General features: G+C 41.3%; 27 protein-coding genes. 23 read left to right on the forward strand and 4 right to left on the reverse strand.

The annotated features are described in order from the left end of the window. Positions 1-13: 13 nt before the first annotated feature. From minC to AC6I1H_RS16740, 10 genes are all read left to right on the forward strand, one after another. On the forward strand, positions 14-661 hold the full coding sequence (minC, locus tag AC6I1H_RS16695; RefSeq protein ID WP_497738643.1) for a septum site-determining protein MinC: 648 nt from the start codon (positions 14-16) through the stop codon (positions 659-661). Further along, positions 658-1,497, forward strand: coding sequence for a septum site-determining protein MinD (gene minD / locus AC6I1H_RS16700; RefSeq protein WP_497738644.1), 840 nt, complete (start codon positions 658-660; stop codon positions 1,495-1,497). Before minC ends, minD begins: the two co-directional genes overlap by 4 nt. After that, on the forward strand, positions 1,485-1,766 hold the full coding sequence (gene minE / locus AC6I1H_RS16705; protein WP_497738645.1) for a cell division topological specificity factor MinE: 282 nt from the start codon (positions 1,485-1,487) through the stop codon (positions 1,764-1,766). The genes minD and minE overlap by 13 nt, the downstream gene beginning before the upstream one ends. A gap of 16 nt (positions 1,767-1,782) precedes the next feature. Beyond that, positions 1,783-3,549, forward strand: coding sequence for a cell division FtsA domain-containing protein (locus AC6I1H_RS16710; RefSeq protein ID WP_497738646.1), 1,767 nt, complete (start codon positions 1,783-1,785; stop codon positions 3,547-3,549). A 73-nt stretch (positions 3,550-3,622) separates the two neighbouring features. Continuing rightward, positions 3,623-4,720: a rod shape-determining protein RodA gene (gene rodA, locus AC6I1H_RS16715; protein WP_497738647.1), complete on the forward strand. Its 1,098-nt coding sequence runs from the start codon at positions 3,623-3,625 to the stop codon at positions 4,718-4,720. An 86-nt stretch (positions 4,721-4,806) separates the two neighbouring features. Further along, a complete protein-coding gene (locus AC6I1H_RS16720) occupies positions 4,807-5,457 on the forward strand; it encodes a M23 family metallopeptidase (protein ID WP_497738648.1) in 651 nt (216 codons plus the stop codon). A gap of 13 nt (positions 5,458-5,470) precedes the next feature. After that, a complete protein-coding gene (locus AC6I1H_RS16725) occupies positions 5,471-6,337 on the forward strand; it encodes a site-2 protease family protein (RefSeq protein ID WP_497738649.1) in 867 nt (288 codons plus the stop codon). 101 nt (positions 6,338-6,438) lie between these two features. Then, entirely contained in the window at positions 6,439-8,295 is a 1,857-nt protein-coding gene (locus AC6I1H_RS16730) for a TIGR03960 family B12-binding radical SAM protein (protein WP_497738650.1), read from the forward strand. Beyond that, on the forward strand, positions 8,273-8,944 hold the full coding sequence (locus AC6I1H_RS16735) for a TIGR03936 family radical SAM-associated protein (protein WP_497738651.1): 672 nt from the start codon (positions 8,273-8,275) through the stop codon (positions 8,942-8,944). Before AC6I1H_RS16730 ends, AC6I1H_RS16735 begins: the two co-directional genes overlap by 23 nt. A gap of 33 nt (positions 8,945-8,977) precedes the next feature. Beyond that, a complete protein-coding gene (locus tag AC6I1H_RS16740) occupies positions 8,978-10,675 on the forward strand; it encodes an Rne/Rng family ribonuclease (protein ID WP_497738652.1) in 1,698 nt (565 codons plus the stop codon). 390 nt (positions 10,676-11,065) lie between these two features. Here AC6I1H_RS16740 and AC6I1H_RS16745 read toward each other — a convergent pair whose 3' ends face one another. The 4 genes from AC6I1H_RS16745 to AC6I1H_RS16760 all read right to left on the reverse strand — a co-directional run bounded on the left by AC6I1H_RS16745 (position 11,066) and on the right by AC6I1H_RS16760 (position 12,266). Further along, a complete protein-coding gene (locus AC6I1H_RS16745) occupies positions 11,066-11,431 on the reverse strand; it encodes a hypothetical protein (protein WP_497738653.1) in 366 nt (121 codons plus the stop codon). Further along, the gene (locus AC6I1H_RS16750; RefSeq protein ID WP_497738654.1) at positions 11,432-11,725 is read right to left on the reverse strand and encodes a YbaB/EbfC family nucleoid-associated protein; all 294 of its coding nucleotides are present in this window, start codon (positions 11,723-11,725) and stop codon (positions 11,432-11,434) included. Between the two features lie 87 nt (positions 11,726-11,812). Continuing rightward, positions 11,813-11,935 carry a hypothetical protein gene (locus tag AC6I1H_RS16755; RefSeq protein WP_497738655.1) on the reverse strand — a complete coding sequence of 41 codons (123 nt, stop codon included), beginning with the start codon at positions 11,933-11,935 and terminating at the stop codon, positions 11,813-11,815. 1 nt (position 11,936) lies between these two features. Next, positions 11,937-12,266: a hypothetical protein gene (locus AC6I1H_RS16760; protein ID WP_497738656.1), complete on the reverse strand. Its 330-nt coding sequence runs from the start codon at positions 12,264-12,266 to the stop codon at positions 11,937-11,939. Between the two features lie 277 nt (positions 12,267-12,543). On the opposite strand from AC6I1H_RS16760, the gene AC6I1H_RS16765 reads away from it, so the two are divergent. The 13 genes from AC6I1H_RS16765 (at position 12,544) to AC6I1H_RS16825 (ending at position 21,400) form a co-directional block, all read left to right on the forward strand. After that, the gene (locus AC6I1H_RS16765) at positions 12,544-13,032 is read left to right on the forward strand and encodes a cell wall hydrolase (RefSeq protein ID WP_497738657.1); all 489 of its coding nucleotides are present in this window, start codon (positions 12,544-12,546) and stop codon (positions 13,030-13,032) included. A 16-nt stretch (positions 13,033-13,048) separates the two neighbouring features. Further along, positions 13,049-14,398 carry a germination protein YpeB gene (gene ypeB, locus AC6I1H_RS16770; protein WP_497738658.1) on the forward strand — a complete coding sequence of 450 codons (1,350 nt, stop codon included), beginning with the start codon at positions 13,049-13,051 and terminating at the stop codon, positions 14,396-14,398. Between the two features lie 267 nt (positions 14,399-14,665). After that, positions 14,666-15,151 (forward strand): hypothetical protein, encoded by a 486-nt coding sequence (locus tag AC6I1H_RS16775; RefSeq protein ID WP_497738659.1) that lies wholly within the window; start codon positions 14,666-14,668, stop codon positions 15,149-15,151. Positions 15,152-15,358: 207 nt separating this feature from the next. After that, positions 15,359-15,670 carry a 50S ribosomal protein L21 gene (gene rplU, locus AC6I1H_RS16780; RefSeq protein WP_497738660.1) on the forward strand — a complete coding sequence of 104 codons (312 nt, stop codon included), beginning with the start codon at positions 15,359-15,361 and terminating at the stop codon, positions 15,668-15,670. Between the two features lies 1 nt (position 15,671). Continuing rightward, positions 15,672-16,010, forward strand: coding sequence for a ribosomal-processing cysteine protease Prp (locus AC6I1H_RS16785; RefSeq protein WP_497738661.1), 339 nt, complete (start codon positions 15,672-15,674; stop codon positions 16,008-16,010). Next, a complete protein-coding gene (rpmA, locus tag AC6I1H_RS16790; RefSeq protein ID WP_497738662.1) occupies positions 16,011-16,283 on the forward strand; it encodes a 50S ribosomal protein L27 in 273 nt (90 codons plus the stop codon). It begins immediately after the preceding gene. 269 nt (positions 16,284-16,552) lie between these two features. After that, the gene (locus AC6I1H_RS16795; RefSeq protein ID WP_497738663.1) at positions 16,553-16,999 is read left to right on the forward strand and encodes a Spo0B domain-containing protein; all 447 of its coding nucleotides are present in this window, start codon (positions 16,553-16,555) and stop codon (positions 16,997-16,999) included. Positions 17,000-17,092: 93 nt separating this feature from the next. After that, entirely contained in the window at positions 17,093-18,361 is a 1,269-nt protein-coding gene (obgE, locus tag AC6I1H_RS16800) for a GTPase ObgE (protein WP_497738664.1), read from the forward strand. 60 nt (positions 18,362-18,421) lie between these two features. After that, positions 18,422-19,036 (forward strand): nicotinate-nucleotide adenylyltransferase, encoded by a 615-nt coding sequence (gene nadD / locus AC6I1H_RS16805; RefSeq protein WP_497738665.1) that lies wholly within the window; start codon positions 18,422-18,424, stop codon positions 19,034-19,036. 7 nt (positions 19,037-19,043) lie between these two features. Then, positions 19,044-19,625, forward strand: a complete 582-nt coding sequence (gene yqeK, locus AC6I1H_RS16810) for a bis(5'-nucleosyl)-tetraphosphatase (symmetrical) YqeK (protein WP_497738666.1) — start codon at positions 19,044-19,046, stop codon at positions 19,623-19,625. Next, the gene (locus AC6I1H_RS16815; RefSeq protein WP_497738667.1) at positions 19,622-20,797 is read left to right on the forward strand and encodes an LCP family protein; all 1,176 of its coding nucleotides are present in this window, start codon (positions 19,622-19,624) and stop codon (positions 20,795-20,797) included. The genes yqeK and AC6I1H_RS16815 overlap by 4 nt, the downstream gene beginning before the upstream one ends. Positions 20,798-20,810: 13 nt before the next feature. Beyond that, positions 20,811-21,182, forward strand: coding sequence for a ribosome silencing factor (gene rsfS / locus AC6I1H_RS16820; protein WP_497738668.1), 372 nt, complete (start codon positions 20,811-20,813; stop codon positions 21,180-21,182). A 26-nt stretch (positions 21,183-21,208) separates the two neighbouring features. Continuing rightward, a complete protein-coding gene (locus AC6I1H_RS16825; RefSeq protein WP_497738669.1) occupies positions 21,209-21,400 on the forward strand; it encodes a hypothetical protein in 192 nt (63 codons plus the stop codon). Positions 21,401-21,488: the final 88 nt, after the last annotated feature.

A 21,488-nucleotide genomic window follows, 5' to 3' on the forward strand; every position in this document is an offset into this window, starting at 1 on the left:
GGAGGGAATTGCTATGGCTCTAGAACCGGTTATAATAAAAGGCACCCGGGATGGTATTACTATAATAATAGAAAGATATGCCGATTTTGAAAAAGTCAAAAACTTCATCTATGAAAAACTGGAAAACGGTAAAGATTTCTTTGCCGGGGGCATGGCGCGCGTGAAAGTGAAAAACGGCTCTTTGAGCGATGAGGAATATCTGGAGCTTGAACGGCTTCTTGAAGATTTTAATATGAGCCTGAAAAAGCAACCGCTTCCAAAAACATACATATTTCCAGGACAATCCCGAAATCCCATATTACTTTTAAAGAGGACCGTAAGATCCGGCCAAAAAATATCCTATAAAGGAACCGTCGTAATTCTGGGAGACGCGAATCCGGGAAGCGAGATCGTAGCGTGCGGGGACATCCTGGTAATGGGTGTTTTGAGAGGAATGGCACATGCGGGAGCCGACGGCGATGTTTCGGCAATTGTAGCGGCTTTTCGCCTTCAACCAACTCAACTCCGCATTGCGGGCGTCATATCCAGGCCTCCGGAGGAAAACCAGGAAATACCACGGTTTCCGGAAATTGCGCGTTTGAAAGACAAAACCATTGTTATAGAACCATATTACCAATTAAGTTTTGATAACATAAAACGAAAACAGGAGGGGATTAAATGAGTCAGGTATTGGTAATTACTTCGGGAAAAGGAGGGGTTGGCAAAACAACTACCACCGCAAATATCGGGACAGGACTTGCTCTTTACAAACAAAGAAAGGTTGTAATGGTGGATGCGGATATCGGGCTGAGAAATCTGGATGTCGTAATGGGATTGGAGAACAGGATAGTGTATGACCTGGTGGATGTGACTCATGGCTTATGCAGGTTAAAACAGGCGCTTATAAAGGACAAGCGCTTTGAAAACCTCTATCTTTTACCGGCAGCCCAGACGAAGGATAAAACGGCTGTGACGCCGGAGCAGATGGAAAAGCTGTGTGACGAACTTCGCAAGGATTTTGATTATGTGCTGATAGACTGTCCCGCCGGAATAGAACAGGGTTTCAAAAATGCCATAGCCGGAGCGGACAAGGCCATAATTGTAACAACCCCTGAGGTGTCCGCCGTGAGAGATGCGGACAGAATAGTGGGACTGCTGGAAGCGTCGGGTTTTGAAGAGCCCAGGTTGTTGATAAACCGAATAAGACCCGATATGGTGAAGCGCGGAGACATGATGAGTATCGACGATATGATAGACATTCTGGCGATAGAATTACTGGGGGTAGTTCCCGAAGATGAGAAGATAGTGGTATCCACCAATCGCGGAGAACCCGCTGTGGCTGACGAATCTTCAAGAGCGGGTCAGGCTTACAGGAATATTACACGGCGCATCGAGGGAGAAGAAGTGCCTCTGATGACAATAGAAGAAGTTGAACCCACTTTTATGGATAAGCTTCGCATGTTGTTCGGATTAAAAACCCGTACAGCAAAAGGGGAGGGAGCCAAATGGACTTTTTAAAAATTTTTGGCAGGGAAGATGTTTCCAGCAAAGACATTGCCAAAGAAAGACTGCGCTTGATTCTTGTACATGACAGAGCAAATGTATCGCCAAAATTTCTTGAAATGATTAAAAGCCAGTTGATAAACATCATTTCCGATTACATGGAGATCGAAGAAGAGGGTATGGAGATTAAGCTTACACGAATGAAGAAAGATGAAGAAATAACAGTGCCGGCCCTGGTGGCAAATATCCCCATAAGAAGGATGAAACACCTGGCCAAAATTTGAAGGAGGATATTTTTTCGTGAAGATCGGACAGGAAGTTTTCGCCCTGGATATTGGGACCAGGACAGTAGTGGGAGTGGTGGTGAGAAAACATGAAAAGGGCTATGAAATTGTCGCCCATAACGTCCTGGAACATAAGGGAAGGGCTATGTACGACGGGCAGATACATGACGTGGAGGCTGTGGCGGACAGCGTCAGGCAAATAAAGGATTCTCTTGAAAAAAAATTGGGCAAAAAATTGGAAAAAGCTGCGGTTGCGGCTGCAGGTAGAGCCCTTTATACCGTGGAAGCCGTAGCGGTTAAAAACACGTCGCCTTTTGTAGAAATTACCCGGCAGGATATTGACAGCCTGAAAGCCGACGCTCTTGCCAATGCCATAAAATCACTATCCGGAAAAAATGTTACGGAATCTTTTTCGGATTATCATTGTGTAGGATACAGCATTGTGAAATGGTTTCTGGAAGACGAAGAACTGGATAATCTTATAGGTCAGAAGGGCAGATCGATTTCGGTAAAAATCGTGGCGACGTTCCTTCCCAGGTCTGTGGTAGAAAGCCTACTGACCGTATTAAAAAGGTGCGGGCTTGAGCTTTTCAGCATTACGCTGGAGCCGATAGCAGCGGGATCCGTTGTCATTCTTCCGGGAATGAAGAAGCTCAATATAGCCCTTGTGGATATCGGCGCGGGAACTTCGGACATCGCCATATCAAAAGAAGGGAGCATTTTTGCTTACGGTATGGTCCCTTTAGCCGGCGATGAAATAACCGAGAAGATTTGCGAAACGTACCTTCTTGATTTTAGTGAGGGCGAGAGGGTTAAACGGGAACTTCTGACAATGAAAAAAGTACATTTTCAGGATATTCTGGGGCAGAATCATGAGCTTGACGCAAAAGATATTCTCGATACGATAAAAACATCTACATACCAGCTATCCTCCGAGATAGCCCGGAAGATAATAAGTCTTAACGGCAGAGCTCCGGCGGCGGTTATATGTGTCGGAGGCGGGAGCCTGTTGCCCGGCCTTACGGAAAGTATAGCATCTCAACTGGATCTGCCGAAAGAACGGGTGGGCATAAGAAGTAGAGAGAGCATTACCTTCATAAGCGGTCAAGAAGAACTTTCGGGTCCATTTGCCGTGACTCCGCTGGGCATTGCCGTCAATGCGCTAGAAGGCACTACCCTTTCTTTTATTAATGTTAAAGTAAATGATTTGACTGTAAATCTTCTTGGGCAGGACAAGCCGACGGTGCTAAAAGCATTGCTTCATGCCGGTTTTACACCGGCTTTAGTTTATGGCATGCCCGGTATGGCATTAACATTTAAAATTAATGGAGAATTAAAAGTAGTTAAAGGCAAAATGGCAGAACCTGCAAAAATCATGGTAAACGGTAAAAAAGCTGAGACTGATTCCCTGATTTCCGATGGTGATGTAATTACGTTTGAGCCTGCAGTCGACGGAGAACCCGGTAGGGCAAAATTGGCAGATTTTATTTCCGATACCGATAGAGTGAAAATAAAAATAAATGGACGTGATTTCAGCATAGACCCGGACATAATCATGAATGGGAAACCTGTTTCTCCCGAAGAAGACATAGTCGACAATGCCTCGATAACCATGAAGACAAAAGATATTATTTTAAGCGACATTTTTAATATCATCGATTTTAAACCCGAAAGCATGACAGGCAAGATTGTCATGAAAATAAACGGATGTGAAGCCGGCTTTGCAAGCACGGTAAAAGACGGTGATGAGATAGATATTTACTGGAAAAACATACCCTCTTGAAAGGAAAAAAGAGGGCTTATAATCACCTGCATTTTATGATATAATGGTCATCGAGTTTTCGGGAGGCTTATATATGAATCGCAAATTATTGAAGTATATAGAATATCCCATATTGATAGTGATATTGTTTATAACAACTATCAGCATTTTGATAATAAGCAGTGCCACTCATGCCACCTCTCCGGGAGGCAATTTTCATTATGCAAAAATGCAGTTTTTATGGTTTTGTATTGGCCTTACGGCCATGTTTTTTATAATGTCCATGGATTATCATACGATAGCTCATTGGTCGAATGTAATATATATCGTAAACATTCTATTGCTTATATCAGTAATGTTTTTTGGCAAGGAAAGCATGGGTGCTCAGAGATGGTTTTCAATAGGGCCTTTTGGACTGCAGCCATCGGAATTTGCGAAACTGGCCGTAATTATAACCCTTGCAAAGTATCTGGAAAGGAAAAAAGTTTTAAACAACTTAAAGGATGTGGCTCTGGCATTTTTGCACGTGGGTCTGCCCCTGGTTCTCATTATGAAACAGCCGGATCTTGGCACTTCCCTGGTTTTGCTGGCAATACTTTTTGGAATGATTTTTGTGGCGGGTATAAGTTACAAGCTTTTCGGCGCCATAATAGGAAGCGGCATACTGTCTTTACCGCTGTTATGGCGTTTTCTTCATGACTATCAGAAAAATAGGATTCTGGTTTTTTTAAATCCGAATCTGGACCCTCTGGGAGCCGGTTACCATGTGATTCAATCAAAGATTGCTATCGGTTCGGGCAAACTCCTGGGAAAAGGTTTATTCCATGGAACCCAGAATCAGCTGGATTTTATCCCTGAGCGACATACCGATTTTATTTTCGCCGTTCTTGGAGAAGAACTTGGGTTTATAGGTGGAATGTTGCTGCTAATTTTATTTTTCCTGTTATTGTACCGTACTATCCAGGTGGCTTTTAAAGCCAGGGACCTGCTGGGGACTTATATGGTGGTAGGCATAGCGACAATGTGGACTTTTCAGATTCTGGTAAATATTGGCATGACACTGGGAATAATGCCGGTGACAGGCATACCTCTACCTTTTATGAGTTATGGGGGAAGCTCCTTTCTAATGAACATGATGGCAGTCGGTCTTGTATTGAATGTTGGTATGAGACGACAGAAAATATTGTTTTAAAGATGCTCTTTTAAAGAGCATTTTTTTGTAATAAACGAGCCTTCTCCAAAATAGATATATATAAGAATTGTATGGGGGGTGTTTCAATGTATTATAATTATTATGAACAAAATTCAAAAAAAAATTGGGCAAGTTGGCTGGATTTAAAAAAAATACTGATATGTATATTAATCCTGATAATGGTCCTTTTACTTAAGAAAATTGACACCCCTTTTACAAAATCGACACTTTTGCGAATAGACTATTATGTCTTTAAATATACATATGATTTCAGTGATCTTGCCGACACACTCAAAGGTATCCCAAAGGTTGCAGAAAGCATTCCAGCTTTCAAACAAATGACCTCCGCATCTTTAATTTTACCGGTGTCAGGTGAAATAACATCTCATTTTGGCAGCAGGCTGCATCCCATTTTAAAGGTTGAAAGGATGCACAATGGTATCGATATTGCCCAAACAGAAGGGACTCCGGTGAAAGCTGTTCTTGATGGTGTTGTTTTCTTTGTGGGACAAGACCAAGAACTCGGGCATGTTATAAAAATCAATCACGATGACGATTTGACAACCGTATATGGACATTTGAAGGATATCTACGTGAGTCGGAATGAACCTGTTAAACAGGGCTATATAATCGGGACTGTGGGCAAAACCGGCCTGGCGGAGTCACCCCATCTACATTTCGAAATACTAAAAAACGGTGTTCCCCAAGACCCTGAGAAATGGTTGAAAATACCTTGATTAAGGTGATAACATGACTGTTAAAATTCTGGAAATAGAAGTAAAGATTGACTTTTTTTTTATCTTATTGATTTTATCTTCCATAATGGCAGGATTGTGGTCCGATGTGTTTGCCGCCATGACGGCCCTTGGGTTTCATGAGCTGGGGCATGTGACAGCAGCCGGAGCTTTGGGCCTTAAGGTGGAAAAGATAGACATCTTACCATTTGGCGGAAGAATAAAGATAGCAAACCTCGATGAGGCCTCTCCTGAAGCCGAAATGCTAACTGCACTGGCAGGTCCCATGACGAATTTTGCTGTATCGGTCTTTTTATTGTTTTTATTTAGTCAGAATGAAATAATATCAAAAATTGGCAAAAATTTTATCGACTATCAGTTGATGATAGGTTTTTTTAACATGCTGCCAGCCCTTCCTTTAGATGGCGGAAGGGTTTTTGTTTTATGGCTCAGACAGCATATGAACTTTATTTCGGCGGTACGCATTGCTGCCGGTCTCAGCAAGGATCTGGCGCTGGCGATGTTTCTCTTTGCTGTTACAGGTTTGTTCATGGGAAGATTTTTTATCAATTTTGTCATCGCCGGATTTTTTTTATTGGCCTATGCTTCAAAAGAACAAAAGGAGGCTCCTTTATTTTTCATAAAACACATTGCAGGAAAAAAAGAAATGCTGTTTAAAAAAGGATTTTTACCCATAGAAGCCTTTGCGGCTGTAGGGAATACTCCGGTAAAGCGACTGCTTTACGAGTTTATGCCTCACAAATATTATTTTGTTTATATACTGGATAGCAGTATGAAAATAAAAAATTATGTGACTGAAACGGAAATATTTGACAAAATAATACGGAAAGGATTGGACATAAGATTAGAAGACCTGATATAATAATAATAGATATATAATAAATGGAGGTGCCGGGCAATCTCCGGCAGGAGAGTAACTTTTAACACCAAAATCATACATATAAATTTTTGGGAGGCATAACTTTGGAAATAAACCGGTGGCTAGAAGAAAATCTATTGAAGGTATCAAAACCAACCCGTTATACAGGCAACGAATATAACAGCGTCCATAAATCGGTAGAGAAAATGAAAGTTCATATTGCTCTGGCTTTTCCCGACATCTATGAAGTGGGGATGTCGCATCTCGGTATTAAAATACTATATCATCTTCTCAATGAACAAGAAGATGTTTATGCAGAGAGGGTTTTTGCACCGTGGGTGGACTTTGAAGAGCTCATGAGGAAAAATGGAATACCGCTTTTCAGCCTTGAAAGCAGGACTCCTTTAAAAAAATTTGATTTTTTGGGGTTTACACTCCAGTATGAGATGAGCTACACCAATATAATAAATATGCTTGACCTGTCGGGTATCCCGATTTTTTCAAAGGATAGATCCGATGAGCACCCTATTGTTATCGCAGGCGGTCCATGCGCATATAATCCTGAACCGCTGGCCGATATAATAGATTTTTTCGTTATAGGGGAAGCGGAGGAAGCAATTCTTGAAATAATCGACTTGTACAAGAATTTCATGGAAAGGGGTGAAAAACGCAGAAAGTTTCTTGAAGCGGTTGCCTGCGTTCCCGGGGTTTATGTGCCATCATTGTATGATGTATCATATAATGATGATGGGACCATAGATAATATTTTTCCTAATAAAAGCGGTATTCCTGATAGAGTTCAGAAACGAGTCATAAGAAATTTAGATGAGGTATATTACCCTACAAAATTTATAGTCCCTTATCTGGATATCATACATGACAGGGCTATGCTGGAAATTTTCAGGGGATGTACCCGCGGCTGCCGATTCTGTCAAGCGGGGATGATTTACAGGCCGGTCAGGGAAAAATCTGTGGGGCGGCTGACGAAACTGGCAAAAAACATCATTGAACAGACCGGTTACGGGGAAATTTCACTTGCGTCGTTGAGTACCAGCGATTATTCTTCATTGAAGGAACTTACGGAAATCCTGACCGATGAATTCCGAAACTGCCAGGTCGGGCTCTCGCTGCCGTCTCTCAGAATTGATGCTTTTTCTGTTCAGCTTGCCAGGAAGGTCCAGGAAATAAGAAAGAGCGGGCTTACCTTTGCGCCGGAAGCCGGGACCCAAAGGCTGAGAGACGTAATCAACAAAGGGGTTACCGAAAAAGACCTGATGGCTTCCGTGAAAGATGCCTTTTCATGCGGGTGGAATTCTGTGAAACTATATTTTATGATAGGACTTCCTACAGAAACCGATGAAGATATTGAGGGCATAGCAAAGCTTGCTCAGGGTGTGGTCGATGTCTACAGGCAGGTTAAAGGGTCGACTGGCGGCTTGCGAGTGACCGTGAGCACATCTACATTTGTTCCCAAGGCATTCACACCTTTTCAATGGGAACCCCAGATTTCACTTCCCGAGATTGAAAGGCGACAGAAATTGTTAAAAACATTGTTAAAATTAAAGAACATATCCTACAGCTGGCACGACGGCAGGTTGAGTTTTCTTGAAGCGGTCTTTTCAAGAGGGGACAGAAAATTGGGGAAGGTATTAAAGCTAGCCCATGAGAAAGGTTGCAGGTTTGACGGCTGGAACGAGATTTTTTCCTTTGAAAAGTGGTTGTCTGCCTTTAATGAAGCCGGCATTTCTCCAGAGTTTTATGCAAACAGGGAAAGAAAAACGGACGAACTGTTCCCATGGGAAATAATCGATGCCGGTATTGATAGAGAATATCTGCTGAAGGAACGCGAAAAATCAAAAAATGGAGTAACCACTCCGGATTGCAGGTTTAACCGGTGTCATGCCTGCGGTATAATGAGATTGAAAGGTGGTGGTTTTTGTGAAGCTCAGAATAAAATTTGAAAAGGCTGACCCGGTAAAATATATTTCACATCTTGATATGATGCGCACGTTTGAACGAGCATTCCGCAGAGCGAAGCTTCCCCTTGCGTATTCGGAAGGATTTACTCCCCATCCCAGATTGACCTTTTCTCCGGCGTTATCCGTCGGGGTCACCAGCAGCAGCGAATACATGGATGCGGAGTTTTATGAAGATATTCCTGCCCAGGAGGTATTGAACCGTTTAAATTCCAGTTTGCCGAAGGGACTGAAGATATTAAAAACCGGTAGTTCCGATGGAAAATACGCTCTTTCAGAAATTAACGCCGCACTATATACTGTAACAATATCGGGAAATTTTATAAAAGAAGATATAGTGAGGGCGGCGGACGAGCTCATGAAGAAAAAGGAAATAATCGTAGAAAAAGTTTCAAAAAAAGGAATAAAAAAAGTGAATATAGCCCCACTCATTTATAGCATTGAAGTATTGAGTAATAATGCCGATGAGATTTTACTTGTGATGAAAATGGCGATAGGCCAGGGGGGCGGCGTATCTCCCGATTTGATAGTAAAAGAATTGGGTAAATATCTTTCGAAAGAATTAAAAGTAAAACATGTCCACAGGGAAGATTTATATTTATTAAAAGAAGGAAAAGCTTTTCCCCCGTTATGATAAATTTTTGCCATTTTGAGGAGCTGAAAATTCATGTCAAAGGAGATCGTTGTAGATGTAAACAGAGACCAGATCCGTTTGGCTGTGCTGGAAGAAAGGGAACTTTCGGAAATCTATGTGGAGAAAATCAATAATGAACGTGTGGTCGGAAATATTTATAAGGGAAAGGTGGCAAATGTTTTGCCAGGGATGCAAGCCGCATTTATAGATATCGGTCTGGGCAAGAATGCCTTTCTATATGCCGGGGATATAAATTTAAACTTCGAGGCGTCTGGGCCAGAAGATGAAGAGCTGATAGAAGGCTTAAAAAAAGTATCCATTAAGGATATGCTTAAAGTGGGGCAGGATGTGCTGGTACAGGTCGTAAAAGAACCTATCGGGACCAAGGGTGCGAGAGTATCAACAAACATTACAATCCCCGGTCGCTATGTTGTGCTTATGCCGACTGTAGACTATGTTGGTATATCAAGACGCATAGAAAAAGATGATGAAAGAAACCGTCTCAAATTCCTGGCGGAAAGTATTCGGCCCCCTCATATGGGCATTATAGTAAGAACCGTTGCTGAAGGCATCGGTAAAGACGAGTTAAAAGCCGATATAGATTTTTTAAAGAAGCAGTGGGATGATATACTGCAAAGACAAAAAAAATGTGCTTCTCCGAAACTTATTTATAAAGATATGAATCTGATATCGAGAATAGTAAGAGACCTCTTTACTCCCGAAATCAGCAAGTTCTACATAAACAGTTCCTATGAATACGAAAAGGTTCAGGAACTGTTGTCAGTACTTTCACCGACATTAAAAGACAGGGTAATCTTTTACAGAGGCCAGGAAGAAATTTTTGAATATTTTAATATCGAATCGGAGATTGATAGAGCTCTCCAGCGTAAAGTATGGCTTCAATGCGGCGGATATATTGTGATAGACAGGACGGAAGCATTAACCGCAATAGATGTCAATACCGGCAAGTTTGTAGGAAGTGTAGATCTGGAAGATACTGTTTTAAAGACAAATCTTGAAGCGGCCCGTGAAATAGCAAGGCAGTTGAGGTTGCGTGACATCGGCGGTATTATAATAATCGATTTTATTGACATGACTTCCCAGGAACATCAAAAAATGGTGCTTTCTGCACTGGCAGAAGAATTAAAAAAAGACAGGACCAGGGCTCACATACTTGGCCTGACTCAACTGGGTCTTGTGGAGATAACCCGGAAAAAGGTGCGCCAGAGTCTGGACGAAGTGCTTGAAAAAATCTGTCCTTATTGTGAAGGCAGAGGCAGGATCTTATCTGAAGACACAGTCGCAAAAAAAGTGGAAAGGGAACTTGACAGAGTATTCCGTGAACGGAAAGGAGAAGCGGTATTATTGGAAGTGCACCCTTCGGTGGCGGCGGTGGTGATTGGAAGCGGTGGGAACCGGCTATCTCAGATGGAAAGCCGATATGAAAAGTATATTTTTATTAAAGGCAATGATAGTCTTCACCCTGAAGAAATCAGGATAAAAGCCGTAGGAAGCAGGACGAAGCTTGAAAACCTAGCGATGCCGGTGCGAGAAGGTCAAATCATGGACGTAGTCATAGAAGAAGTTCATGTATCAAACCCCAACGACGGCATTGCTAGGGTCGACGGTTATGTCATAGATGTGGAAGAAGGAGCGGACCTAATTGGAGAAAAAGTTCGGGTGGAAATATATAAAACCTTTCGGACGTACGCCAGAGCAAGACTAATATGATTTTTTAAGGCGGTACCGTTATACAAGGTACCGCTTTTTTATATGCGGTCGATTTCAGTCTAAATACAAGGCATTAGTAACCGCCTCCATATATAGTGCATATATTATATTAAGCTAAAATCAAAGGAGGTTTTCAAATATGGCAGATGGATTCTTTGGAGGAAGAATGGCATTTGCACTGTTCCTGATATTGATACTCCTCTTCTTTGGCGATGATTAATATGAATAAAGCGGAATAAACAGAGAAAGGAGGATAGAGATGGGAGGCTTTGGCGGATTTGACAGCAGAATGGCATTTGCCTTATTTTTAATACTGATTCTCCTGTTCTTCTCTGATGACTGATGAACTAAACTTGAAATGAAGCCGTGTGTAAAGCACGGCTTCATCTTTTAATTCTTCGGCTTGTTTTCGCTTTTTTCACCGTTTTTCGCCTCCGAGGAGGATCCTTCCCCGGAAGACATTGTCTTTAAAAGATTTAAAAGCATGGCGGGGTTTATCTTTTTGTCGGGAGAACCGCCGCCCATAGAACCTAAAAGGTTCATGGCTATTTCTTTCAGGTCTGCACTGCTGGATTTTGAAGAAGAACCGATGTCAAGTTTTATGTCTTGAGAATTAAGGAAACTTATAATACCCAGCAAGTTGCTCAAGGCCAGCAAGCTCACAAGCTCATTTATACTCTGACCATGCCTTCCGTGAATGACATCCATTATCGTGGTCAAAAGGTCGGTTTTGGGATTGTTATCACTTTCAGCCAATTATATCCCTCCAAAAAGGCCGGTATTGGAGAATTTCTGTTTTAAGTGGTCTTTTACTTTGGCAAGAACCCTATTGGTTGCTTCGACTGTTGAGCGTTCCAGAGAGTTCTTAATTTCGGGATCCAGATCTTCAACACTGAAATTGACTTTTACTATTTCTTCGAGGCCATTTACTGTTATAATGACCTTGCCGTCAGAAGATTCCTCCGTGAAAAAAGCATTTTTCAATTGCTCTTTTAAATGAACTATTTCATCCTGAAAAATTTTAGCCATTTTTTCCATATCACCAAGCACTTTAACACCTCCCTTACTTTCATCAATAAAGTATATGTGCTCAAAATGTGAATGATGAACAAAAATTAGGGCTTTTAGCCCTAAAAATTATTTTGAAGTTGCCTTTACTTCAGTCTTTTTTGTATCAGCAGCGCCTTTAGCTGATGCGCCATCAGAGAAGGACAGTAAAATAAGGATCAGAAAAAGTGAGAATACCGCTCTATTATCCATATTAGCACCTCCTCGCATTATTCGTGTTATTTTTATCTGCCAATACGTTTAAGAGATTTCCCACATCTTGAGATTTTGGTGAAGCATTTTGTCCTTCAGACTTATTTGCCTCAACTTTTTGATGCGCTTTTTGGCTTTCAAAGGATTGGTTCATGATTGTTAAAAAATCAACAAGAGCGTCTATGTTTATTTTTTGCTGCGGTTCCGATGGCTTGAAAATGTTCATAACAGTAACGAATGTTTCAATAATTCCCTGGCCTTTAGGACTCATAAAAGGTTTAATTGCCTTTAAAATCTGCATATCGTCTTCCGCAAGTGTTAAAATTTTCATTTTCTGCCCTCCCGGTCCTACAGATTATTTTTTTTACCTTTTTTAAAAATACACGTGTTTCCTGTCGAATTGATTAACAGTATCAAAATAAGAAAAAGTGTATAAGGGTTGGGCTTTGGGGCGGTTGGGGGGGTTTTTTTATTATTTTCTTTTATCAAAGGATCCCCTCCTTAAAAAGCGTTTCTAAAATATTATATGAATAAAGAGCATTAAATGGTACCAGAATAATGATTTGAAAATGTCACAAACTAAAAAAAAAGCAAGGTGGTGTTTTATATTGACCAGAGCATACAAGTTCATATTAGTTTTGTTAGTTATTTTGATTACATTGGGCATATTTGCTTCTTACAACAAAAATATCGCAACACACACTTCTAAAACCAAAGTTGAAGATTATGCCGTTTCTTCATGGAACGGCGACTACATGCTTCTTGCAAGGCTGGTGTCGGGGGAGGCCAGAGGTGAACCTTATCTGGGCCAGGTCGGGGTTGCGGCGGTGATTTTAAATCGTGCAAAGCATCCAAAATTTCCTTCGACGGTGGCCGGAGTTATTTTTCAACCGGGGGCTTTCGAATCAGTAATCAACGGTCAGATATGGGCTTCATATCCCAGCCGAAGCAATTTCAATGCGGCCCGGGAGGCACTGAACGGATGGGATCCCACTTATGGAAGTCTTTATTTCTGGAATCCATATAAATGGGTAAACCCGTGGATATGGACTAGACGCGTGATGACACAAATAGGCAGGCATGTATTTGGAAAATAGATTTGGAGGGGATAATTTGAAAAGGACATATTTCTGGATAATCGGTATTTTGCTGGCAGGTGGGATAATCCTTGGCTTCTGGTCGATGTCAAAAAGGGCGTATTCAGCGGAAAATGCACTTGAAGCTTCATATCAACGAGGCTTTTTTGACCTTATAGACCAGGTAAACAATCTGAATCTGCTTATTTCAAAAAGCCTTGTGACTTCTTCCGACGCCCAGCGAATAATGACTTTCACAACCATATGGCACCAGGCGGAAGGAGCCAGGGCAAGCCTTTCCCAACTTCCGCTGGGCCAAAGGGATATGACCAACAGTCAAAAATTTTTTGCCCAACTAGGAGATTTTTCATACAGTCTTTCCAAAAAAATAGTGAATGGCCAAAAGGTTACGCAGGCAGAATGGAAAAAGATAGAGGATTTTAAAAAATACTCTCAGGATTTAAGTAAAAAACTCCGGGAACTTCAGGATGATGTGGCTGCAGGCAGGATAAAATGGGAAAACAGAGCTTTTGCCGCTGGCAAAATGAGTAAACTTCCCCAGGCAATGGCGGATAAATTTGCAATTATCGACCAAAAATTAAAAGACGAAGCACCGACAATAACTTATGACGGTCCATTTTCGGACCATGTGGAAAATGTAAAACCCATGGGCATAACTGGCTCCGCCATAACGAAATCCAGGGCGAAAAATATCGCAGCGGCTTTTATAGATAATCCGGATAAATTGCAATATGATATCAGCATAACCGGAAAAGCCAGGGGGAATATACCGGCATATAGTGTCGAATTAACCAGGAAAGGCGGAAAGACTCCTGAAATAGTGATGGATATCAGTGAAAAAGGCGGTCATGTCATATGGTACTTAAATACCAGAGCAATTGAGACGCAAAAAATTGATTTAAGTAAAGCAGTCGATCACGCCAGAACATTCTTGGGTTCCAGAGGATATACTGATCTTGAGCCCACCGGGTCTCTTACTCAGGATGGTACGGTAACAATAACTTTTGTTCCTAAAATGAAAGATGTGTTGTTATACCCTGATTTCATCAAGACCGAGGTGGCGTTGGATAACGGTCAAATAGTAGGGTTTGACTCTACCAGTTATCTGACATTTCACAGGTCTAGAAATCTGTCTCATGTCAAACTTTCAAAACAAGAGGTGATGGATAAAATAAATAAAAATCTAAAAGTAAATAGAATCAGGCTAGCTCTAATTCCTGATCCCGCCATGAAGGAAAAACTGTGTTATGAAGTTGACGGCAATCTGAAAGATGAACGGTATTTCATTTATATAAATGCTGAAAGTGGATTTGAAGAACAGATATTAAAAGTTGTCGAAACCGATAAAGGAACTATGACCATGTAAATATGCAACTAAATGTTCGCAGATGAATATTTTATAAATAGAAAAGCAGAGTAAGGAGGGGTCTTCTTTGATTTTGTCTGAAGACACTTTGCATGATACGTTCATCATATTTTTAGTGTTGATATTGCTCGTTTTAGCAGAATAAGTGTCATAAAAAATATTTTGAGCATATATATAATCAAGATAGAACTTTTAGGTGGCGGGAAGCGGCATTGTCTGACTGCCGCTTCCCGCCCGGCGGCAAAAATAATTTAAGGGGGTTTTTCAATGGCAAGTTTTCAGGATGTGATAACGGGTTCGGGAAATGCCGGCAAATCTTCTCTTGTTTACATGCTGTTATTGACCAACGTTTTAGGGCTTTCGATATTTATGGAAAAAAATCTGAATCTGGGGCTTCATTTAAAAACAAAGCAAAATACGGTTGCCGACATGCATACTACTCAAGATAAAGAACAAGAACAGTCATCACAACTGGAGAATTTACCTATACTGATTCCTGAAAGTGTTCCGTCGGATAAGGAGATAACAGAGCCTGTAGAGAAAGCATTTGATGAATCTTATAACATAGGCGAATATGATGGCTCCCATGATGACTCTGCAAGCGAAAAAGTAATTGATTTTAAAGAGGCTGTTAAAGAAATCAAGAGTAAAGAATCTTTAAAAGAATCAAGAGAAAATATGCGGGAATCAAAAGAACCTCTGAAGACGCTGGTATGGCATTTTCCCAGGGCCACTTCAAAAAGATATAACTAAATTATGCAACATGGCAATATAACTGCTGCGGTTTATTCAGCATTGGAAACCGGCATTGACACAAAGTCCCTCTTATGCTAAAATAACATCGGTGGTTTTCGCTTGCCACCTGCCGCACGGATCGGGTATTGACGGGAGCAAGCCCCTGTAGATTCGCTTGTTCCGACCTTAAGATTCGGCGAGATATTAAGGAGGGTGTTTTTATTTATGTATGCAATTATAGAGACCGGTGGAAAACAATATCGGGTATCCGAAGGCGATGTGCTACAAGTGGAAAAACTTGCCGCCGATGAAGGCGAAACTGTCGAATTTGACAGGGTTCTGGTTTTATCTAAAGACGATCGGCTCTCGGTAGGTCAACCATGTCTTGAAAACGTAAGAGTTAAAGCTACTGTTTTAAGGCATGGCAAAGGAGAAAAGATTATTGTCTTCAAGTACAAGCCAAAAAAGAATTACCGCAGAAAGCAGGGGCACCGCCAGCCTTTTACCGAGGTTAAAATCGAAAAAATAGAATTTTAAGATGATAACAATTACAGCAGTAAAAGACTCAGCCGGAAAGTTTATGCGCCTGAAGGTTTCGGGGCACGCGGAATTTGCGAATTATGGAAAAGATATAGTTTGCGCCGGTGTGTCGGCACTTATTGAAACATGTATTCTGGGGCTCGAAAACATCGGCGAATTTAAGCCGCTTATCTTAAAAGAAGAAGGCTATGTATTATTGGAAATTCCCAGAGGTGTATCAGTTAATGCCCGGGAAAAAGCCGATATCATTATGCAAACAATTTTGCTGGGCCTTAAAGACATTTCAAAATCCTATCCGAAATTTGTTCAGGTGAAGATTATAAAGGAGGTGCTATAGATGAATTTACAGCTTTTTGCTCATAAAAAAGGAATGGGCAGTACCCGAAACGGTCGTGATAGCGAATCGAAGCGTCTGGGAGTCAAGAGGTTTGACGGACAGTTTGTAAATGCGGGAAGCATCCTGGTTCGGCAGAGAGGCACCAGAGTCTATCCAGGGAAAAACGTGGGGATAGGCGTCGACCATACTCTTTTTGCCAAAGTCGACGGTTATGTTAAATTTGAGAAAAACGGTAGAGACAAAAAACAGGTTAGCGTATACGCTCAAATGTAAGCTCCTTGTAATGAGGAGCTTTTTTATTGTAGGTTTGAAGCAGGAAATTACAAAAAAAAATAGAATTAACACTGTGTTACTATTATATCTGTGTTACTATTATATCTATGAAAGGATTGGGTTTTTTGCAAAGACGCAAATTAATCATTGCGATACTATGTGTACAGGCAATTGTTATTATTCTACTGTCAACAATAAATAAGTCGGAACCTATGATCAAGATTATTTTGGGTCTATGTGTTTTGCTTTTCATTTCCGAATGCTCGATTATGTATAATGAGTTATACAGAAATCCGGATGCAAGATGGTGGAAGCTGCTGAAAGCCTATCGCGCACAGAGGCACGATTTTCACAATCACCTGCAGATAATATACGGCATGATACAATTGAAAAAATATGATAGGGTGATAAATTACATAAACAGTATTAAAAAAAATGACTATGTGTATGATCGTATATGTCACTTGGACAATCCTATGTTAATTTGTAGCCTGTTGGAGGTGGTTAACCTTTTCCGGCAGTTTGAGATCGACGTAATGTTAGATGTAGAAGAAAACGTAAATATTAAAAGGGTTCCCACGGCAGATTTGATTAAAACGGCAAATACTTTCACATCGAAGTTAAATGAAACTGTTGGTCCTAAAAAGGTTAGGATAGTACTGAACAAAAACGGAGTAGAGTTTAGCTTTGTCAATGAAGATTCCGTTTCCGCTTAAAATTGACTCAAGACAAAAATTTTTTATATAATTTTATAAAAGAGGGGAATCCTTTATAACGACTAATTCCTAAATTAGAGAAAGGTGATTTGATTGTTCATAGACAGGGCGAAGATTTACGTAAAAGGTGGAGATGGAGGCAATGGCGTTGTGGCTTTCAGGCGCGAGAAATATGTTCCACGGGGAGGTCCCAGCGGTGGTGATGGCGGTAAGGGTGGAGATGTGATTCTAAAGGTGGATTCGGGTCTTTCCACGCTTATGGATTTTAAATATAAAGTACACTATAAGGCTGAGAGGGGAGACCATGGGCAGGGTTCGAATAAAATGGGCAAAAGTGCCGAGGATTTAATTATCCGGGTTCCGCCGGGGACAGTGGTCAAGGACCCGGAGACTGGAGATGTGCTGGCCGACCTTGTAGAACAAGGCCAAACTTTTATAGCCGCCAGGGGCGGCCGTGGAGGTCGCGGCAATGCAAGATTCGCCTCTTCGATTCACAAGGCTCCGGATTTTGCGGAAAAGGGAGAACCCGGAGAAGAACGCTGGATTCTATTAGAATTAAAGCTTATTGCGGATGTGGGTTTAATCGGATTTCCGAATGCCGGCAAATCCACGCTTTTGTCAAGAATTACTTCCGCACGGCCCAAGATAGCAGATTATCCCTTTACAACATTATCTCCCAACCTCGGTGTAGTAGACCCCGGCAAAAGAGAAGGGAGAAGCTTTGTGGTAGCGGATATCCCCGGCCTCATCGAGGGTGCGCATGAAGGCATGGGATTGGGGCATGAGTTTTTAAGGCATGTGGAACGCACGAGACTGCTGGTGCATGTAATAGACGCAGCAGGGTTGGAAAACGATCCTATAGAAGGGTTTTACATAATAAACAGAGAACTGGCCCAATACAGTCTCAGCCTATCCAAAAAACCACAATTGGTTGCAGCCAACAAGATGGACTTGCCTCAAGCCCGGGAGAATTATGCGAAGATCGAATCGACCTTAAAAAAAGAAGGGTTTGAAGTGATACCAATTTCCGGCGCCACGGGGCAGGGAGTGAAAGAACTTTTATTGAAGATTCAGCAAAGATTGGATGAGATTCCGGACAAAGTTGAAACTGTAGAAATAAAAGAATACGCAATTCAGGAAGAGGAACCTTTTCAGATAAACAAAGGGGGCCAGGTTTTTACCGTTTCCGGAAACATGGTGGAAAAACTTGTGGCTATGACAGACCTGGAGAATGAATCTGCCGTCAAAAGGCTTCAGAGGATTTTCAAAAAAATAGGTCTAGACGAAGCCCTTAAAAAAGAAGGCATAAAGCCAGGGGACAGTGTCAAAATTGGCGATGCGGAATTTTATTATTTGGAGTAAATTGAAAAATGCGCATTTGAATGGTATAATTTTTAAAGAATTGTTGGGGGAGGATTTAATTTGTCTAAAAAGAATAGGGTAGGAATAATGGGGGGTACTTTTGACCCTATTCATTACGGCCACCTTGTTACAGCCGAAGCCGCTAGGATATATTTTAATCTGGATGAAGTCATTTTCACTCCCACTGGTAATCCGCCTCATAAAAAAGATTATACTGTCACTTCCGCCGAGCACAGATACCTGATGACCGCTCTTGCTATAAACGATAATCCTTATTTTAAAGTTTCTAGGGTTGAAATAGATAGGAAAGGTTATACCTATACTGTAGATACTTTGCGATATTTTGCAAAAGAATACGGGAAAGATACGTCTCTTTTTTTTATAAGCGGCGCCGACGCTGTACTGGACATTCTGACATGGAAAGATGTGCGGGAAGTCTTGAGTATGTGCACTTTCATAGCCGCCACAAGGCCTGGATACCCGATGGAAAAATTGAAGCAAAAGCTTCAGGAAATAAAAAGATTGTATAACAGCGAAGTCTATCCTCTGGAAGTCACCGGTATGGATATATCATCGACAGAAATTAGAAGAAGGGTACGTGAAGGACTTTCCATAAAATACCTTCTTCCTGAAAGTATTGAGATATATATTAAAAAGCATGGAATTTACAGGTGATGAAAAGATGGTACCTGATGGCATTATTTCAAAATTGAAAGAATCAATGACGGAAAGCCGTTTTAAACATTCTCTCGGAGTTATGGAAACTTCTATGATACTTGCCAGACGCTATGGGGCAAATACAGAAAAGGCTGAACTTGCCGGACTCATACATGACTGCGCAAGGGATATACCATTGGATACGCAGTTGAAAATGGCTGAAAATTTTGGTATACTGTTGGATGATATTCAAAAGCACGAACCCGTATTGATTCACGGACCGCTGGGAGCAGAAATTGCAAGAGATGTTTTTGACATCCATGATGAAGAGATACTCAATGCGGTGAGATTGCACACTACCGGGGATAAAAATATGACATTGCTTGAAAAAATTATATTCATTTCCGATTATATTGAGCCGGGAAGATGTTTTCCAGGCGTCGAAAACTTGAGGGTAAAAGCTTTTAAGGACTTGGATGAAGCCCTAACCGCAGCTTTTGATTCGACCGTAAGATATGTAATGGAAAGGCAGGGCCTGTTACATCCCAGAACCGTAAACGCCAGAAACTATATTCTTTTGTGTAAAGGGAGAGAGGAGAGAACATGAAAAAAATTTTAAAATATTCATTGATTGCGATACTTTTTATAGTATTATCAGTCGGCAGCGGTTTTTATTATGTATTTCACAGTTTGAACAGGACAAACTCCGGTAATCCTGATACTCAAAGCACAAACACCGATGAATTTATCAAAGGCGGCAGACTGAATATTTTATTGCTGGGCGTGGATGCCGGCACAATAGGCGCTAGCGAAGAGCATAACCGTTACAGGTCGGACACGATGATGGTTTTCAGCATAGATATGGATAAAAAAAACATAAAGGTGCTGTCGATTCCAAGGGATACCAGAGTTAAAATTCAGGGAGTGGGAATTGAGAAGATAAATGCGGCTATGGCTTTTGGCGGTCCGGACCTGGCTGTGAAGACCGTCAAAGATTTACTTGGCGTTCCCATTCATAACTACGTTGTCGTGAATTATAAAGGTTTTAAAGAAATAGTAGATGCTTTGGGCGGAGTTGAAATAAATATAGAAAAGCCCATGAAATATGATGACAATGCGGGCAATCTTCACATTGATTTAAAACCCGGACTGCAGGTATTGGATGGAGATAAGGCAGAACAGTTTGTAAGGTACAGGCACTATCCTGGTGGAGATATTGACAGAATAAAAGCTCAACAAAAATTCATTGAGGCTGTAGGCAAGACTATTTTAAAACCGTCTACTTTATTAAAATTGCCAAAGATTATAAATACGATTCAGGAAAATGTTGAGACAGATATTGAACCTTTGGCAATCGCAAGCCTTGCCAATCTGGCAAGACAGGTGGGGCCTGATAATATTGAAACTTTTATGCTGCCTGGCGAAGGCAAATATATTTCGGGCATAAGCTATTTCATACCGTTCCAAGCCCAGATGAACGAGATGGTGGATAATATATTTTTTGATGGCGGATATTCAAAAGTTGCTGTGTTGAACGGAAATGGTTCTTCGGGTATAGCTTCCAGAATTGCCAGGGTGCTGGAACAAAATGGATTCAAGGTGGTCCGGATAGCCAATGCGGACAGTTTTGACTACGAAACAACCACAATTCTTTACCCAAAAGAAAAAAAAGATGATGCTGAAAAAATCGCAAGGATTTTTACAAACGCTCAGATGAAGGAAGAATCCCAGCTTCAAGCGGGTTTAACCACTGTGATAATCGGAAAAGATATAAATTGATGGAGGGAAATTGATGGCAAAAGACCCTAAAGAGTGCGCTATTATTGCAGCAAAAATTCTGGAAGATAAAAAGGGTCAGGATGTGGTAATACTGGATATAAGCAGGATTTCGATTCTGGCGGATTACTTCGTTATAGCCACCGGAAAATCATTTGTGCATGTAAAAGCCCTGGCTGACGAAGTGGAGAAAAAACTTATAGAAGAAGGCTTTACTTTACGGGGCAAGGAAGGATATGATGAAGCAAAATGGATCCTGCTGGATTTTTATGATGTAATAGTGCATATATTCTATACTTATGAGAGGGAATACTACATGCTGGAACGCTTGTGGGCTGATGCCGGTCGGGTGACCACGGCAGTAAAACATGAAGACTCCTCTGATTGAAAGATTAGAGATAGGCTGTATGGACGGTGCCCACAAAATTAATTCTTGTATTGTCAAAGGGCGTAAATGAGGTGGGAATCCAAAAACAGAGGAACATATTGACAGAAGCCGCAATGTTTCATATAATATCTAAAAAGATATCAAAAAGGAGTAGTAAAGGCGACAACCCTTTTTCAGAGACCGGAGGCTGGTGGAAATCCGGAAGGGAAAAGCCTTGAACTCGCCTTTAGTAGAAAATGGCCGGCAGGCGTTAAAGGGCAAAAGAGCAGGGCTTTTAGCCAATTAGGGTGGTACCGCGAGAAGGCT

This window comes from Biomaibacter sp. TOL, from assembly GCF_059717795.1.

Coding starts and splice junctions, on each gene's coding strand:
- AC6I1H_RS16795 (WP_497738663.1), top strand. CDS start 16,553: ATGTATAATGAGTTATACAGAAATCCGGATGCAAGATGGTGGAAGCTG.
- AC6I1H_RS16785 (WP_497738661.1), top strand. CDS start 15,672: ATGATAACAATTACAGCAGTAAAAGACTCAGCCGGAAAGTTTATGCGC.
- minD (WP_497738644.1), top strand. CDS start 658: ATGAGTCAGGTATTGGTAATTACTTCGGGAAAAGGAGGGGTTGGCAAA.
- rodA (WP_497738647.1), top strand. CDS start 3,623: ATGAATCGCAAATTATTGAAGTATATAGAATATCCCATATTGATAGTG.
- AC6I1H_RS16725 (WP_497738649.1), top strand. CDS start 5,471: ATGACTGTTAAAATTCTGGAAATAGAAGTAAAGATTGACTTTTTTTTT.
- AC6I1H_RS16720 (WP_497738648.1), top strand. CDS start 4,807: ATGTATTATAATTATTATGAACAAAATTCAAAAAAAAATTGGGCAAGT.
- AC6I1H_RS16775 (WP_497738659.1), top strand. CDS start 14,666: ATGGCAAGTTTTCAGGATGTGATAACGGGTTCGGGAAATGCCGGCAAA.
- rsfS (WP_497738668.1), top strand. CDS start 20,811: ATGGCAAAAGACCCTAAAGAGTGCGCTATTATTGCAGCAAAAATTCTG.
- rpmA (WP_497738662.1), top strand. CDS start 16,011: ATGAATTTACAGCTTTTTGCTCATAAAAAAGGAATGGGCAGTACCCGA.
- AC6I1H_RS16760 (WP_497738656.1), bottom strand. CDS start 12,266: ATGAAAATTTTAACACTTGCGGAAGACGATATGCAGATTTTAAAGGCA.
- minE (WP_497738645.1), top strand. CDS start 1,485: ATGGACTTTTTAAAAATTTTTGGCAGGGAAGATGTTTCCAGCAAAGAC.
- minC (WP_497738643.1), top strand. CDS start 14: ATGGCTCTAGAACCGGTTATAATAAAAGGCACCCGGGATGGTATTACT.
- AC6I1H_RS16815 (WP_497738667.1), top strand. CDS start 19,622: ATGAAAAAAATTTTAAAATATTCATTGATTGCGATACTTTTTATAGTA.
- yqeK (WP_497738666.1), top strand. CDS start 19,044: ATGGTACCTGATGGCATTATTTCAAAATTGAAAGAATCAATGACGGAA.
- rplU (WP_497738660.1), top strand. CDS start 15,359: ATGTATGCAATTATAGAGACCGGTGGAAAACAATATCGGGTATCCGAA.
- AC6I1H_RS16740 (WP_497738652.1), top strand. CDS start 8,978: ATGTCAAAGGAGATCGTTGTAGATGTAAACAGAGACCAGATCCGTTTG.
- AC6I1H_RS16755 (WP_497738655.1), bottom strand. CDS start 11,935: ATGGATAATAGAGCGGTATTCTCACTTTTTCTGATCCTTATTTTACTG.